This window comes from Thalassospira sp., from assembly GCF_048059015.1.
Taxonomy (GTDB): domain Bacteria; phylum Pseudomonadota; class Alphaproteobacteria; order Rhodospirillales; family Thalassospiraceae; genus Thalassospira.
Genome location: NZ_JBLLNT010000002.1, coordinates 367,071 through 382,502 on the forward strand (window position 1 = coordinate 367,071; position 15,432 = coordinate 382,502).

Consider the following 15,432-nt stretch of genomic DNA (forward strand, 5'->3'; position numbering starts at 1 on the left):
CGACGACGACCACGACAGTATGCGCCCTCGCACCGGCGAGGAAGCAAATCAGGATGCCGAAGGTGGCTCCTTATGGGATAAGGTGGCCTCAGCCCTGGGGCTTAGGCGCGGAAAATCGCGTAACGGCGAAGCTTCACTGAGTGACACACTCGAAGAGCTTGCCGAGCGGACCGAAGAAGATGACGAGCCGGTCTCGCTGCATGAACGTTCCCTGTTTGAAAACATCATTGCACTTCGCGACATGACAGCAGAAGACGTCATGATCCCGCGTGCGGACATTGTCGCGGTTCCCAAAACGATCGAGCTTGAAGCGCTGGTCGAAGTGATGGTCAAGAAGGCCCATTCACGTCTGCCGGTTTATGGCGATACGCTTGATGACATCGCCGGGATGGTTCACATCAAGGATGTGTTGGGCTGTGTTGCCGCGGGGCGTGAATTTAGCCTGCAGTCGTTGTTGCGCCGGGTTCTGTTTGTCTCACCCGCGATCCGTGTTCTTGATCTTCTGTCGGAAATGCGTTTGTCACGCACACACATGGCGTTGGTCGTTGACGAGTTTGGCGGCATTGATGGCTTGATCACGATTGAAGACCTGGTTGAAGAAATCGTTGGCGAGATTGATGACGAACATGACATTGATCAGACGCCAAAACTGATCCGTCTTTCTGATGGTTGCTATATTGCTGATGCGCGTTTTGAGGTCGAAGACCTTGAAGAAAAGCTGTCCTTTGGCTTGCTTGATGAAGACGAGGACGAAGATATCGATACGCTTGGCGGTCTTGTCTTCTCGCTCGCCGGGCGCGTTCCGGCACGTGGCGAACTGATCGAGCATCCAAGTGGCATTCAGTTCGAAGTTCTTGATGCCGATCCAAGGCGTATTCGCCGGTTGCGCATTCATATGGTGCGTCGTGAGGATCAGGCCGCGCTGGAAGACGCCAAAAATCAGGAAAAAGTGGATGATTGATGCTGTGGCGACACGCCTTGCCAGCCTTTCGGGCTGGCGCAGGCGTTTTGTCTGGTTGCTATCGGGGGCGGCTGCGGTTTTGGCGCTGCCGCCTTTCTTTTTCATCCCGGTTCTGCCGATCTGCTTTGCCATAATGCTTTGGAGCCTTGAGGGTGTTCGCTGCAACAAGGGTGCGCTTTCAGCCGGTTGGTGGTTTGGCACCGGGCATTTTGCTGCAGGATTTTATTGGATAAGCCATGCTTTCCTTGTTCAGCCGGAAATTTATGGCTGGATGATCCCGTTTGCTTTGCTGGGTCTGGGCGGTGGGCTTGCGATTTTCCCGATGCTGGCGGTTTGGGCCAGTTGGCGTTTGACCGATGGTTTGATCCGGCGCGCGGTTCTATTGGCTGTTTTTTGGTCGGTGGCAGAATTCCTGCGTGGGCATATCCTGACCGGCTTTCCCTGGAACCTTTTGGGTCATATCTGGGCGATTGATGCTGCGCCAATGCAGTTTGCCTCGGTTGTCGGTGTATATGGTCTATCCTTCGTGACAGCCCTTTTTGCGACCCTGCCCGCAGCAATGGTTGGCGGTAAGCGTGGTCGGCTAGCAGCCCTTGGCGGGGTTCTTATTGCCGGGCTTTTGTGGGGTGGTGGTGCCGTGCGCTTGGCCCTTGTTGGCGCGGATAGCTCCGATATCGCCCTTTCAGACATTTCACCCGAAACACCCGTCGTGCAGATCGTTCAGCCTAATATCCCACAGCGCGATAAATGGCGACCGGAACTTCAGCGTGAGCATTTTACCAAACTGGTGGAGATGTCGCGCAGGCCAGCGGACATGAACCCAGCGCAAAAGCGCATCGTGATCTGGCCGGAAACAGCCGCGACCTTCTTTGTCGAAACCCAGACGACCGCAAGAATGCAAATGGCTGAGATGTTGGGGCCGGATGACATTCTGATCACTGGCGCGCCCAGAACCTATCCGCGTGATACCGACGAATACAAGGTTTGGAACTCGATCCAGGTCATCGATGCCACTGGCGACATCATTGGCACATTCGATAAATTCCATCTTGTACCGTTTGGTGAATATGTGCCTTTCCGCTCGATCCTGCCTTTCCCGAAATTAACAGCGGGCCGGACGGATTTCTCCGCCGGACCGGGGCCGCAGACCCTATCCGTTGGGGGCATGCCAAGCTTTTCACCCCTGATTTGTTATGAGGTAATTTTCCCGGGTGTGGTGACAGATCCGGAAAATCGGCCGGACTGGCTGTTAAATGTCACCAATGACGGTTGGTTTGGCCACAGTGCGGGCCCATATCAACATATGGCAGCAGCCCGTTTCAGAAGTGTTGAAGAAGGCCTCCCGCTGATCCGTGCGGCCTATACTGGCGTATCGGTTTTCTTTGATGCATATGGCCGTAAACTGAAATCCCTGCCCTTAAGTGCAAGTAATATCTTGGTTCACCCACTTTCGAGTGATAAAAACCATACTACTGTATATTATTTGTGGCGTAATATTCTATTTTACGGTATTGTAACCTTCTTCGCCGTTCTCGTTATGGGATATAACCGGTTTTCAAAATCCCTTTAGGCGGCTGTAAAACGCACCGAACCGTCCAGAAGTAGTCTTTTTTAAAATAAGGACGGGTAGGTCGGAGTGAGAGAAGGAACAACCTTATGTCGCCTAAGGATGAAAGCACGATGGTGAAAAACACACGTGGTCGGGGGCGTGGCCGGACTGCCAGTGGTAAACCAAATCCAGTAGATATTCATGTTGGCGCGCGTGTTCGCCTGCGCAGGACCCTGCTTGGCATGAGCCAGGAAAAACTGGGTGAGGCGATTGGGCTGACATTCCAACAGGTTCAGAAATATGAACGCGGTGCAAACCGTGTTGGTGCGTCGCGCCTTTATGATTTGTCGCGTGTTCTTGAAGTGCCGGTATCATTCTTCTTTGATGATATGCCTGACGAAATCTCGTCGAAATCGGTCCATGAACGCCGCGAAATGTCGGAAAGCCCGGATCCGTTTGACAATGATCCGATGAACCGTCGCGAGACGCTTGAGCTGGTTCGCGCCTATTACCGCATCACCGATCCCAACCAGCGCAAGAAGATCTTTGAGCTGGTCAAGTCCATGGGTGCGCTTCAGGCCAACGACTAAGAGCCTCCAGGCCTGCTAAGGTTTTGAGTTTATAAAGGCGCATCGGGATGATGCGCCTTTTCCTTTGCGTAGAATGTGCTGTCAGCTATGCAATTTGACGGTTACGCTTTTGCGTCAATGATGCTTGACCTGCCAAAGGTGATCAGGCAAAAGCGTCATGCAGTTCAGAAATGAACGCACGACATGTGGACGGATTTGGACCGCTTGCCACCACACAAAAAAAGGCTAAGTGGGCGCTAACGATACAAACCAATGTGTTGTGAGCCCTCCGGTCCAGTTTTGGAAACCCATTACCGGAGAAGGTCTTAATGTCTCTTTCCGAATATCTTTTTACCAGTGAATCCGTCTCGGAAGGTCATCCGGACAAAGTCTGTGACCGCATTTCCAATTCCATCGTTGATGCCTTCCTTGCGGCTGACGAAGATTCGCGCGTTGCTGTTGAAACCCTTGCAACCACCAACCGTGTGGTTCTCGCAGGTGAGGTTCGCGGCCCTGAAAGCGTGACCAAAGAAGTCATGATCGAAAAGGCGCGTGAAGCCATTCGCGCAATTGGTTACGAGCAAGACGGCTTCCACTGGAAGACGGCTGAAATCGAATGCCACGTGCATGAGCAGTCTGCCGATATCGCGCAGGGCGTTGATTCCGCTGGTGAAAAAGACCTCGGCGCAGGCGACCAGGGCATCATGTTCGGTTATGCTTGCAACGAAACTGACGAGCTGATGCCTGCTCCGATCCAGTTCTCGCACCGTATCCTGCGTGCGATGGCCGAAGATCGTCATTCGGGCAAAGCCGCACAGTTCGGTCCGGATGCAAAAAGCCAGGTAACGCTTCGCTATGTTGATGGCAAGCCGGTTGGCGCGACCTCGGTCGTTGTTTCGACCCAGCATGCTGACGGACTGTCGCAGGCTGACGTTCGTGCACTGGTTCTGCCCTATATCGAAGCAGCGCTGCCGTCTGGTTGGATGCCGTCTGATGACGAGATCTACATCAACCCGACCGGCCGTTTCGTCATCGGTGGTCCGGATGGTGATGCCGGCCTGACTGGTCGTAAGATCATTGTTGATACCTATGGCGGTGCCGCACCGCACGGTGGTGGCGCATTCTCTGGTAAAGACCCGACCAAGGTTGACCGTTCGGCTGCTTATGCTGCGCGTTACCTTGCGAAAAACGTGGTTGCTGCTGGCCTTGCAGAACGTTGCACCATTCAGTTGGCTTATGCGATTGGCGTTTCCAAGCCGCTGGCACTGTATGTCAACAATCACGGCACCGGTAACGTTGATGAGCTCAAGCTTGGCGCGACCCTGCGTCAGCTTATGGATCTCAGCCCGCGTGGTATCCGTGAACATCTTTCGCTTTGCCGTCCGATTTACACCCCGTCTTCTGCTTATGGTCACTTTGGTCGTCAGCCGACCGAAGATGGTGGCTTCTCGTGGGAGCGCACCGATCTGGTGGGTGAACTGAAATCGGCATTCGGCGCCTGATCATAAGGCACCAGCATTGCAAAAGTGCGATTTGCCAAATTCGCACGACGTGATATGAGGCGGGCGGCCCGGAAATAACGGGCCGCCCGCTTTGATTTTGGCTTTGTCGGTGTTATTTCGACGAAGCAATTTGAACGACTTTGTCCTGACCCTGATCGACTGATACGACCATGCGCAACAAAGAACGCCCGATACCGACCCCTGATCGCCCGAATTTCTATGGCCGCCGCGGAAGCCGCCCATTGAAAGATTCCCGCAAGGCGCTGGTCGATACCATGCTGCCCAAGATCGGTATCAGCTATCCCGAAGCTACTGGCGTTGATCCGAACAGCTATTTCGACGGTAATCCGGATCAGCTTTGGCTTGAGATCGGCTTTGGCGGTGGTGAGCATCTCGCAGGTCAGGCCGAGGCAAATCCGAATATCGGCATCATTGGCGCAGAACCGTTCATGGATGGGGTCGGCAGCCTTTTGCGCCATCTTGATGAGCGCAACCTTGGCAACGTTCGCGTGGTTGCCGATGATTCGCGCCCGCTTCTTTATAAGCTGGTCGATGCATGCTTTGACCGCGCGTTCCTGTTGTTCCCCGATCCCTGGCCCAAGAAGCGACATGCCGAGCGCCGTTTTATTGGTCCCAAAAACCTTGCCCTTCTGGCGCGTCTTTTAAAAGACGGTGCCGAATTCCGGGTGGCCAGCGACGATATGCAATATATCTCCTGGACGTTGCAGCATATGCACAACCATCCTGATTTCGAATGGTTGGCAGAAGGCCCGGATGACTGGCGTACGCCGCCGGCAGATTGGGTTAAAACCCGTTACGAGCAAAAAGCCCTTCGCCAGGGCAAGAAATGCAACTATCTGCGTTTCCGTCGCAAGGCACGCGCCGCCTAAACACTATCCCAAGGCCTTCGCCGTGGGGGAGTCGGCCGGAACGACTACCTTGGTGGTCTGACAAGCTCAGATCAGGGCTGCCGTGCAGGTGGCTCATGGCTTGGCTGCTGCTGTGATTGTTCCTTGATCGTTTTGTGACGCTAGCTGTTTCGGGCTGTTGGGTTGAAGCTGTTTGCGCTGGCATCCCTGTGAACGTGTCAGGATTGGCGGAAATAGTATCGGCAAACCAATGTCTTGAGCATATGCGTCAGCAAGTTGATCGTGGATTTCTGACGGATGCGCATCAGGGATATCGCAGGTGAAATGGCCCATTTGCTGATAGCGGCAGAATCCTTGGGTTGAATGGCTTTGGGGGCCTGTATCCTCACTTGATTTCTGCGCAAACCGGCTGTATAAAGCGGCCAAGCTTTTTGTAAATTCTGACAAAGAGTGGGCCTCGCGCCCGCTCTTTTGTGCTTTTTGGGGTATGGCATCGCTTTATGGCTGAGCTGATTGGACAACAGTTAAAAGATCCGTTGATGGCGAAAATCACGGCAATTATCGAGCCGTCGATCAACGCGCTTGGATTTGAGCTGGTCCGTGTTTCCATGACGGGACAGGACCACAATATCCTGCAGATCATGGCAGATCGCCCGGATGCGTCAGGCAGCATCAATGTAGAAGATTGCGCCCAGATCAGCCGTACGGTTTCTGCCCTTATGGATGTCGAGGATCCGATTTCAGGTGCCTATCACCTTGAAGTCAGCTCCCCGGGTATCGACCGCCCACTTACCCGTGCTCCGCATTTCGAAGTGTGGAAAGGGTTTGAGGCAAAGGTCGAACTGGTGATGGCTATTAATGGTCGTCGCCGTTTCAGCGGTTTGCTGGATGGGATTGAAGATAATGCGGTCGCCCTGATTGTCGATGGCGAACGTGTCTTGTTGCCGTTAGCCGATATCGCCAAGTCGAAATTGGTGCTGACGGATGAATTGATCGCGCATGTCACCGGCAAAGGCCGGTCCGACAACAACGCAGAATAGAGGTTGGATATGGAAGCAACTTCGGGAATGCCGCGGCCGGAACTTTTGCAGGTCGCTGATGCCGTTGCCCGTGAAAAGGGCATTGATCGTGACGAGGTTCTTGGTGCAATGGAACAGGCCATCCAGAAGGCTGGTCGTTCCAGATATGGCCATGAGCATGACATTCGTGCCCATATCGACCGCAAAACCGGCGAAATCAAACTGGCTCGTTTCATCGAAGTAACCGATGACATCGAGAACGATTTCACCCAGATGTCGCTCGAGCAGGCGCGTATTCGTGACGAAAACATCAATCTTGGTGAATTCCTGATTGATCCGCTGCCGCCGATTGACTTTGGTCGTATCGCTGCTCAGACCGCAAAGCAGGTCATCGTTCAGAAGGTTCGCGACGCAGAGCGTGAACGTCAGTTCGAAGAATATAAAGACCGCTCTGACGAGGTTATTAACGGTGTCGTCAAGCGTGTCGAGTTCGGCAACGTTCTGGTCGATATCGGCCGTGCAGAAGCAATCCTGCGACGCGAAGAACTGATCCCGCGTGAAACCGTCCGTCAGGGCGATCGCGTTCGTGCGTTGATCCTTGATGTTCGTCGTGAACAGCGTGGCCCGCAGATCTTCCTGTCACGTACCCACCCGACCTTCATGGCAAAACTATTTGCCCAAGAAGTTCCGGAAATTTATGACGGCATCATCGAGATCAAATCGGTTGCCCGTGATCCGGGTTCGCGCGCGAAAATCTCGGTTCTGTCCTCGGATAGCTCGATCGACCCGGTCGGCGCTTGCGTAGGTATGCGTGGCTCGCGTGTTCAGGCTGTTGTTGCCGAACTGCAGGGCGAAAAAATCGACATCATCCAGTGGTCGGAAGACCCGGCAACCTTCGTGGTTAACGCCCTGGCTCCGGCCGAAGTGACCAAGGTTGTTCTTGATGAAGAAACCAACCGTATCGAAGTTGTCGTTCCGGACGATCAGCTGAGCCTGGCGATTGGCCGTCGTGGTCAGAACGTTCGCCTTGCATCGCAGCTGACCGGTTGGGATATCGACATTCTGACCGAAGAAGACGAAAGCGAACGTCGTCAGGAAGAAGCACGCAAGCGTGCAGATATGTTCATCAAGGCACTTGATGTTGATGAAGTTATCGCCCATCTCCTCGTCGCCGAAGGCTTTACCTCGATCGAGGAAGTCGGTTACGTGCCGCTGGCAGAACTGGCTGAGATCGAAGGCTTCGAAGAGGAAATTGCTGAAGAACTGCGCAACCGCGCACGCAGCTTCCTGTCCGAAGAAGCCGAACGTCTTCAGAAGCGTCGTGAAGAGCTGAAGGTTGCTGACGATCTGGTCGAATTCAATGGCCTGTCGCTGGCAGTTGTCGTTCGCCTTGGCGAAAACGAAGTCAAAAATCTTGAAGACTTCGCTGATCTGGCAAGTGACGAGCTGATCGAGTATGTCGGCGATGCCGACAGCATGACCATGGACCAGGCAAATGACCTGATCATGGAAGCACGTCGTCAGCTCGGCTGGTTCGAAGGTCTTGAAGAAGAGACCGAAGAAACCGCCGAAGGCGAAGAGGCTTAAGGCCAATCGGAGGATGCCATGTCGCATCGTAAAGGCGGCAAGGTAGCCGAGGTTCCGGAACGCCGGTGCATTGTCACCGGCGAAGTCCGGAACAAGGAAGATCTTCTCAGGGTTGTGATCGGGCCGGATGGCTCGGTCGTTCCCGATCTTGAGGAACGGCTACCGGGACGGGGATTATGGTTGTGCCCGTCGCGGGATGTGATAAATACCGCCTGTGCAAAAAACGCTTTTGCCAAGGCGGCACGGCAGAAAGTCGTGATCGACCCAGCGCTTGCTGACCGGATTGAACAGCTGCTGACGCAGAAATGTCTCGATCTGCTGTCGCTGGCGCGACGTGCTGGTCAGGCCGTTGCCGGGTTCGAAAAAGCCCGTGCCCAGATTGCTGAGGGGGCGGCTTTGATATTGGCAGCACGCGATGGTGCTGCAGACGGAAAATCCAAGATCGAGGCCAAGGCCCGGGATCTGCCGATTTATTCCGTTCTGGATGCTGCTGAAATCGGCGCGGCGTTTGGTCGCGAAAAAGCAGTGCATGTGGCCGTTGCGCCAGGGGGCCTTGCCAAACGGCTGGGTCGTTCTCTGAAACGGCTTGAAGGATTTCGCGCAGTCTGAGATCAGGCATGCGCCGGACGGACAGGACAGGATCGGCATATGTGACCGATCCCGCAGGAAATGAGGAAGTTGGACGGATTATGAGTGATCGCGATCAGGAGAAGAAACCGCTGAGCCTCAACAGATCGAAGCTTGAATTGAGCAAGACGGTCGAGGCTGGTCAGGTGCGTCAAAACTTCTCGCATGGACGGTCAAAATCAGTGACCGTCGAAGTGCGTAAGAAGCGTACATTCGAAAAGAACGAATCCGGCCGCTTCCGTGAAGTGAAGAAGGATATCGTGGCGGAACAGGCACCGGCGGAAACCCCGGCACCAGAAGCCAAGAAAGAACCGGTTGAAGAGCCGAAATCACGTCCGGTGGTTGAAGATCACGGCAACCTGACCGATGGCGAGCGCGCTGCGCGTATGGCTGCTTTGAAGGCTGCTGAAGAGCGCCGCAAGCAGGACGAAGCAGAAGCTGCCGATCGTGCACGTATCGAAGCCGAACGCAAAAAGGCTGAAGAAGCCCAGCGTGCAGAAGAAGAAGCCAAAGCCAAGGAAGCTGCTGCTGCAGCTCCTGAGCAGGCTTCGGAAGATGCTCCGGCCAAGGAAGAAAGCATTTCTGTTGAAGATGTCGAGAAATCGATCGCTGCTTCAACGGCAAAAGGCAAAACTTCCAAGCCGAAGCCGGCTGCTACGCCGAAAGCCAAGGAAGAGGAAGTCATCATGGGTGAGCCGGCCGAGCCGCTGGTCCCAGAAGAGCGCCGCCGCGCTGCTCCGTCTACGGTTAAACCGAAAAGCCGTAAAGAGCAGGACGAGGAAGATGCGCGCAAGGCAGCTCGCAAGCGCGCCGAAGAGGAAGCTCAGGGCCGCGCAGCACGTGGCAAGGGTGACGATGGCCGCCGTCGTGGCAAGCTTTCGATCAACAATGCAATGAGTGGTGACGAGGGCGGTCGCCGTCGTTCCATGGCATCGATCAAGCGCCAGCAGGCCAAAGCCAAAGCCCGCGCACAGGGCCCGCAGAAGCCGAAAGAGAAAATCGTACGTGATGTGATCATTCCGGACGTTATCACGGTCCAGGAACTCGCCAACCGTATGGCTGAACGTGCAGCAGACGTGATCAAGACTCTGATGAGCATGGGCGTTATGGCGACCATCAACCAGAGCCTTGATCCAGATACCGCACAGCTCGTGGTCGAAGAATTCGGCCATAACATGCGCCGCGTATCGGATGCAGACGTTGAGGAAGCATTGGTTTCCGCAGATGACAGCGAAGAGCAGCTGGTTGGTCGTCCGCCGGTCGTGACCGTCATGGGCCACGTTGACCACGGTAAAACCTCCCTGCTTGATGCCCTGCGCTCAACCGACGTTGCAGGAGGTGAAGCCGGTGGCATTACCCAGCATATCGGTGCGTATCAGGTCACCATGGCAACCGGTTCGAAGATCACCTTCATCGATACTCCGGGCCACGCTGCATTTACCGAAATGCGTTCGCGCGGTGCCAAGGTAACCGACATCGTTGTTCTGGTTGTTGCTGCTGATGACTCGGTCATGCCGCAGACGATCGAAGCGATCAGCCACGCGAAAGCGGCTGGTGTTCCGATGATCGTCGCGATCAACAAGATCGATAAGCCGGGTGCCAATCCGACCAAAGTTAAGACCGAACTGCTTCAGCACGAAGTCGTGGTCGAGGAAATGGGCGGTGACGTCCAGGCTGTTGAGGTTTCGGCCAAACAGCGTACCGGCCTGACCGAACTTGAAGAAGCGATCCTGCTTCAGGCAGAGGTTCTTGATCTTAAAGCCAACCCGAAACGCGTTGCGGACGGTGTTGTTGTTGAAGCCCGTATGGAAAAAGGCCGTGGTCCGGTCGCAACCGTACTGGTTCAGCGCGGCACCCTGCGTACCGGTGACATCTTTGTGACGGGTCCTGAATGGGGTCGTGTTCGTGCGCTGGTCGATGACCACGGCGCACGTGTGAACGAAGCCATCCCGGGTATGCCGGTCGAGGTAACCGGCCTGAACGGTGTTCCATCTGCTGGTGATGACTTCGTGGTTGTTGAAAACGAAGCCAAGGCACGTGAAGTTGCTGACTTCCGTCAGCGTCGCATCCGTGAAACCCAGGCTGCTGCGATGAAGAAATCAGCGCTTGAGAACATGTTCTCGCAGAGCGGTGAAGTCAAAGAACTCCCGATCGTCATCAAGGGTGACGTGCAGGGTTCTGTCGAAGCACTTATCGGTACGCTTCAGAAGCTTGGCAACGAGGAAGTCTCGGTACGCGTCCTGCACAGCGGTGTGGGTGGTATCAACGAATCCGACGTTACGCTTGCACGCGCATCCAATGCTCTGATCATTGGCTTTAACGTTCGTGCAAACCAGCAGGCCCGTGAACAGGCCCGCCGCGATAACGTTGATATTCGCTACTACTCGATCATTTACGATGTTGCTGACGACATCAAAAAGATGCTGTCTGGCATGCTGTCTCCGGAAGTTCGCGAGAAGTTCCTGGGTTACGCAGAAATCCGCGACATCTTCACCATCTCTGGCAACAAGATCGCCGGTTGTATGGTCACCGAGGGTATCGTCAAACGCGGCGCGGGTGTCCGCCTGCTGCGCGACGATGTCGTTATCCACTCTGGCGAACTGTCCACGCTCCGTCGCTTCAAGGACGAAGTTAAAGAAGTCCGTGAGGGCTATGAATGTGGCATGTCCTTCGCCAAATATAACGATCTCCAGGTTGGCGATATGATCGAGTGCTTCGAAAACGAGGAAATCGCCGTCGAACTGTAAGGCGGTGAGGAACTGAAATGGCGAAGCAACCAGCCAAAGCACCAAGTCAGCGACAGCTCCGAGTGGCGGAAGAAATCCGTCAGGCGCTGTCGCAGGCGTTGGAACGCGGAGATATTTACGATCCGGACCTGACACGTCGCCCGGTAACGATCACGGGTGTCAATCTTTCGCCGGATATGCGCAATGCTATGGTATCTTTCACACCGCTTGGTGGCGGTGAGGCGGAAACGTCGCTTAAGGCGTTGACACGTCAGAAAGGCCATCTGCGTAATCATGTGGCCCACACGGTTCACATGAAATATGTGCCTGCATTGCGTTTTGTCGAAGACAAAAGTTTTGATGTCGCTGACCATCTGAGTGCCCTTCTGCGTGACCCGCATGTTGCACAGGATCTTGTGGCCGATCGGTCCGGCGACCAGGAAGATGAGGACGACTGATGGCGCGTCGCCGTCGCGGTAAAAGCATTAATGGCTGGCTGGCGGTCGACAAGCCCCTGGAGATCACGTCATCAACCGTGGTCAATCAGGTGCGCCGTCTTCTTGATGCCAACAAGGCCGGACATGGCGGGACTTTGGACCCGTTGGCATCCGGTGTTCTGCCAATTGCCTTTGGCGAAGCAACCAAAACGGTTGCATATGTCATGGATGGCAGCAAAAGTTATCGTGTGACGCTGAAATTCGGCGAAGCACGCAGCACGGATGATGCAGAAGGCGAGGTGATTGAAACCTCCGACCATCGTCCGTCTGTAGACGAAATCAAGGCAGTGCTGGGTGAATTCATCGGTGAAATCCAGCAAGTGCCGCCAAAGTTTTCGGCGATCAAGGTCAATGGCAAGCGTGCCTATGATCTTGCGCGTCGCGATGAAGATGTGGTGCTTAAGCCACGTCCGATTCTGATCAAGGATCTTCGACTGGTCGATATGCCAGATCGCGATCACGCCGTGTTCGATGTTGTGTCGGGCAAAGGTGCTTATATGCGATCTTTGGCGCGCGATATTGCGCTGCGCCTTGGTACTGTCGGCTATATCGCCGCGCTGCGCCGGACTTCGGCGGGGCCGTTTTCGGAAGTGACCTCCATCCCCCTGCAGGAACTGCTGGAGATGGACCCGGAAGAGGTGATGAAGAAAATGCTTCCGGTTGAGACCGCGCTGGACGACATCCCGGCGCTGGCCCTGACCGAAGTCGAAGCGCAACGCCTTTCCTCTGGCCAACCTGTCGGGTTGTTGCCAGTGGCCAAGCGCAATGCGCTCGAAAACCCCGTCGTGCAGGATGAGATCGTCTGTGCCATGCTCCATGACCGCGCAGTAGCGTTGGCGGAGATTAATGGTGGCGAAATCCGGCCTGTGCGTGTTTTTAATCTCTAAAGGCGAAAGGAAGCCTGATGTCGATTACTGCTGAACGCAAAGCTGAGCTGATCAAAGAATACGCTCAGAAAGATGGTGACACCGGTTCCCCCGAAGTTCAGGTTGCAATCCTGAGCGAGCGTATCAAGAACCTCACCGAGCACATGAAAGAACATAACCACGACTTCCATAGCCGTCGTGGTCTTCTCATGATGGTTGGTCAGCGTCGCCGCCTGCTGAAGTATCTGCAGCGCAAAGACCAGTCGCGTTACGAGACCGTTATCGAACGTCTCGGTATTCGCCGCTGATATTAAACTGCGGCGGAGGGTGACCTCCGCCGTCGTTTTTTTTATTGTTCCGGTGGATCGGGACACGAGAAGCAGGGTCGGATGGGCCGACCCAATGCTTACGCCGGACCCATTAATCATGACGCTGTTATGAAAGCCTCATGATTAATGTGTTCGGAACTCGTGTAGCATTCCGGGTCCGCCAGAGGTTTGTAAGAGGAAGAGAAAATAATGTTTAATGTCGTCCGTAAGGAAATGCAGTGGGGCAATGCAAAACTGGTTCTCGAAACCGGTAAAATTGCTCGTCAGGCCGATGGTGCCGTCAAGGTTACCTATGGTGAAACCGTTGTTCTGTGTACTGCAGTTGGCGCCAAACAGCCGCGCCCGGATGTCGACTTTTTCCCGCTGACCGTTAACTACCAGGAAAAAGCATTTGCCGCTGGCAAAATCCCGGGTGGTTTCTTCAAACGTGAAGGTCGTCCGTCGGAAAAAGAAACCCTTGTTTCACGTCTGATCGACCGTCCGATCCGCCCGCTGTTCCACCCGCAGTACCGCAACGACACCCAGATCGTTTGTACCGTTCTGTCCCATGACATGGAAAACGACCCGGACGTGGTTGCCATGATCGGTACCTCGGCGGCCCTGACCATTTCCGGTCTGCCGTTCCTCGGCCCGATTGGTGCAGCACGCGTTGGTTACAAAGACGGTGAGTACATCCTCAACCCGTCGACCGAAGCGGTTAAAGAAAGCGACCTCGACCTCGTTGTTGCCGGTACCCGTGACGGCGTGATGATGGTTGAATCCGAAGCATCCGAGCTTTCCGAAGAAATCATGCTCGGTGCTGTTAAATTCGGCCACGAACAGTTCCAGGGCGTTCTCGACCTGATCATTGATCTGGCTGAAGAAGCTGCCAAAGAGCCGCGCGAAGTTGCAGAACTTCCGGAAGGCTATGACGCACTGGTCGAAAAAATCGGCGCCCTTGGCACCGACGGTCTGACCGCAGCATACGCACATGTTGTCAAGCAGGAGCGTTCGGCGGCTGTTTCCGCAGCGAAAGCTGACATCGTCGAGAAACTCGGTGATGAAGTTCCGGATGCGCTTAAAGGCAAAGTTTCCTCGATCATCAAAGATCTGGAAAAAGACATCGTTCGTGGCGCGATCCTGAAAACCGGCAAGCGTATCGATGGCCGTACCGGCGCAGACGTTCGCCCGATCCTTGGCGAAGTTTCGGTTCTGCCGCGTTCGCACGGTTCTTCGATCTTCACCCGTGGTGAAACCCAGGCACTGGCAGTTGTTACCCTTGGTACCGGTCAGGACGAGCAGATCGTTGATGCGCTTGACGGTGAATACCGTGAAAGCTTCATGCTGCATTACAACTTCCCGCCGTACTCGGTTGGTGAAGCTGGCCGTATGGGGTCGCCGGGCCGTCGTGAAATCGGTCACGGTAAACTGGCATGGCGTGCTCTGCACCCGCTGATACCGGGCAAAGACGCCTTCCCTTACACCACCCGTATCGTTTCCGAAGTCACCGAATCGAACGGTTCTTCGTCGATGGCAACCGTTTGCGCAAGCTCGCTTGCAATGATGGATGCAGGCGTTCCGCTGGCACGTCCGGTTGCAGGTATCGCAATGGGCCTGATCAAGGAAGCTGACGATTTTGCAGTTCTGTCCGACATCATGGGTGACGAAGATCACCTTGGCGACATGGACTTCAAAGTTGCTGGTACCGAGAACGGCATCACCTCGCTTCAGATGGATATCAAGATCACTTCGGTAACCCCGGATATCATGCAGATCGCTCTGAAACAGGCACGTGATGGCCGTCTGCACATTCTTGGTGAAATGGCGAAAGCCCTTCCGGAAGCACGTGGTGAAGTTTCGGGCAATGCTCCGACCATCACCCAGTTCTCGATCCCGAAAGACAAAATTCGTGATGTCATCGGTTCGGGCGGTAAGGTCATTCGTGAAATCTGCGAAGAGACCGGCGCAAAAGTCGATATCGAAGACGATGGTTCGATCACTGTCGCACATACCGATGGTGCAAAAGGCAAGCAGGCAGTGGATTGGATCAAATCCATCGTTGCGGAACCTGAATTGAATCATATCTATGATGGTAAGGTTGTTAAGGCTGTCGATTTCGGTGCGTTCGTTAACTTCTTCGGCGCACGTGATGGTCTTGTTCACATCTCCGAGCTGGCACCTGAGCGTGTCAAACAGGTTTCGGACATCGTGAAAGAAGGCGACCAGGTTAAAGTCAAAGTCATCGGTTTCGATGATCGCGGCAAAATCAAACTGTCGATGAAACGTGTCGATCAGGAAACCGGTGCCGACCTCGAAGCAGGCGACGCCGAATAAGCAAAACGGGATGCCGGG

14 protein-coding genes are annotated in these 15,432 nt (G+C 54.7%); 13 read left to right on the forward strand and 1 reads right to left on the reverse strand.

Annotated elements, in window-relative coordinates; all coding sequences use genetic code 11:
- Window positions 1-19 precede the first annotated feature (19 nt).
- From ACMZ66_RS02420 to trmB, 5 genes are all read left to right on the forward strand, one after another.
- Window positions 20-961, forward strand: a complete 942-nt coding sequence (locus ACMZ66_RS02420; protein WP_416934596.1) for a hemolysin family protein — start codon at window positions 20-22, stop codon at window positions 959-961.
- On the forward strand, window positions 954-2,531 hold the full coding sequence (lnt, locus tag ACMZ66_RS02425; protein WP_416934067.1) for an apolipoprotein N-acyltransferase: 1,578 nt from the start codon (window positions 954-956) through the stop codon (window positions 2,529-2,531). The genes ACMZ66_RS02420 and lnt overlap by 8 nt, the downstream gene beginning before the upstream one ends.
- 86 nt (window positions 2,532-2,617) lie before the next feature.
- A complete protein-coding gene (locus tag ACMZ66_RS02430) occupies window positions 2,618-3,100 on the forward strand; it encodes a helix-turn-helix domain-containing protein (protein ID WP_416934069.1) in 483 nt (160 codons plus the stop codon).
- 308 nt (window positions 3,101-3,408) lie between these two features.
- Complete coding sequence (gene metK, locus ACMZ66_RS02435) at window positions 3,409-4,581, forward strand: methionine adenosyltransferase (RefSeq protein WP_416934071.1); 1,173 nt, start codon at window positions 3,409-3,411, stop codon at window positions 4,579-4,581.
- Window positions 4,582-4,751: 170 nt separating this feature from the next.
- Window positions 4,752-5,471, forward strand: coding sequence for a tRNA (guanine(46)-N(7))-methyltransferase TrmB (trmB, locus tag ACMZ66_RS02440; RefSeq protein ID WP_416934073.1), 720 nt, complete (start codon window positions 4,752-4,754; stop codon window positions 5,469-5,471).
- A 93-nt stretch (window positions 5,472-5,564) separates the two neighbouring features.
- Here the strand turns inward: trmB and ACMZ66_RS02445 are convergent, their stop codons facing one another.
- Window positions 5,565-5,897, reverse strand: coding sequence for a hypothetical protein (locus ACMZ66_RS02445; RefSeq protein ID WP_416934075.1), 333 nt, complete (start codon window positions 5,895-5,897; stop codon window positions 5,565-5,567).
- A 53-nt stretch (window positions 5,898-5,950) separates the two neighbouring features.
- Here ACMZ66_RS02445 and rimP point away from each other — a divergent pair, with 53 nt between their 5' ends.
- From rimP to pnp, 8 genes are all read left to right on the forward strand, one after another.
- Window positions 5,951-6,490, forward strand: coding sequence for a ribosome maturation factor RimP (gene rimP / locus ACMZ66_RS02450; protein WP_416934076.1), 540 nt, complete (start codon window positions 5,951-5,953; stop codon window positions 6,488-6,490).
- 9 nt (window positions 6,491-6,499) lie between these two features.
- Window positions 6,500-8,056, forward strand: coding sequence for a transcription termination factor NusA (gene nusA / locus ACMZ66_RS02455; RefSeq protein WP_416934078.1), 1,557 nt, complete (start codon window positions 6,500-6,502; stop codon window positions 8,054-8,056).
- Between the two features lie 18 nt (window positions 8,057-8,074).
- Window positions 8,075-8,665 carry an RNA-binding protein gene (locus ACMZ66_RS02460; protein ID WP_416934080.1) on the forward strand — a complete coding sequence of 197 codons (591 nt, stop codon included), beginning with the start codon at window positions 8,075-8,077 and terminating at the stop codon, window positions 8,663-8,665.
- Between the two features lie 80 nt (window positions 8,666-8,745).
- Entirely contained in the window at window positions 8,746-11,430 is a 2,685-nt protein-coding gene (gene infB / locus ACMZ66_RS02465) for a translation initiation factor IF-2 (protein ID WP_416934598.1), read from the forward strand.
- A gap of 17 nt (window positions 11,431-11,447) precedes the next feature.
- Window positions 11,448-11,867: a 30S ribosome-binding factor RbfA gene (gene rbfA, locus ACMZ66_RS02470; protein WP_416934082.1), complete on the forward strand. Its 420-nt coding sequence runs from the start codon at window positions 11,448-11,450 to the stop codon at window positions 11,865-11,867.
- Window positions 11,867-12,793, forward strand: coding sequence for a tRNA pseudouridine(55) synthase TruB (gene truB / locus ACMZ66_RS02475; protein ID WP_416934084.1), 927 nt, complete (start codon window positions 11,867-11,869; stop codon window positions 12,791-12,793). Before rbfA ends, truB begins: the two co-directional genes overlap by 1 nt.
- 17 nt (window positions 12,794-12,810) lie before the next feature.
- A complete protein-coding gene (gene rpsO, locus ACMZ66_RS02480; RefSeq protein WP_416934086.1) occupies window positions 12,811-13,080 on the forward strand; it encodes a 30S ribosomal protein S15 in 270 nt (89 codons plus the stop codon).
- Between the two features lie 210 nt (window positions 13,081-13,290).
- The gene (pnp, locus tag ACMZ66_RS02485; RefSeq protein WP_416934088.1) at window positions 13,291-15,414 is read left to right on the forward strand and encodes a polyribonucleotide nucleotidyltransferase; all 2,124 of its coding nucleotides are present in this window, start codon (window positions 13,291-13,293) and stop codon (window positions 15,412-15,414) included.
- Window positions 15,415-15,432 lie beyond the last annotated feature (18 nt).

Coding starts and splice junctions, on each gene's coding strand:
- ACMZ66_RS02420 (WP_416934596.1), top strand. CDS start 20: ATGCGCCCTCGCACCGGCGAGGAAGCAAATCAGGATGCCGAAGGTGGC.
- lnt (WP_416934067.1), top strand. CDS start 954: ATGATTGATGCTGTGGCGACACGCCTTGCCAGCCTTTCGGGCTGGCGC.
- ACMZ66_RS02430 (WP_416934069.1), top strand. CDS start 2,618: ATGTCGCCTAAGGATGAAAGCACGATGGTGAAAAACACACGTGGTCGG.
- metK (WP_416934071.1), top strand. CDS start 3,409: ATGTCTCTTTCCGAATATCTTTTTACCAGTGAATCCGTCTCGGAAGGT.
- trmB (WP_416934073.1), top strand. CDS start 4,752: ATGCGCAACAAAGAACGCCCGATACCGACCCCTGATCGCCCGAATTTC.
- rimP (WP_416934076.1), top strand. CDS start 5,951: ATGGCTGAGCTGATTGGACAACAGTTAAAAGATCCGTTGATGGCGAAA.
- nusA (WP_416934078.1), top strand. CDS start 6,500: ATGGAAGCAACTTCGGGAATGCCGCGGCCGGAACTTTTGCAGGTCGCT.
- ACMZ66_RS02460 (WP_416934080.1), top strand. CDS start 8,075: ATGTCGCATCGTAAAGGCGGCAAGGTAGCCGAGGTTCCGGAACGCCGG.
- infB (WP_416934598.1), top strand. CDS start 8,746: ATGAGTGATCGCGATCAGGAGAAGAAACCGCTGAGCCTCAACAGATCG.
- rbfA (WP_416934082.1), top strand. CDS start 11,448: ATGGCGAAGCAACCAGCCAAAGCACCAAGTCAGCGACAGCTCCGAGTG.
- truB (WP_416934084.1), top strand. CDS start 11,867: ATGGCGCGTCGCCGTCGCGGTAAAAGCATTAATGGCTGGCTGGCGGTC.
- rpsO (WP_416934086.1), top strand. CDS start 12,811: ATGTCGATTACTGCTGAACGCAAAGCTGAGCTGATCAAAGAATACGCT.
- pnp (WP_416934088.1), top strand. CDS start 13,291: ATGTTTAATGTCGTCCGTAAGGAAATGCAGTGGGGCAATGCAAAACTG.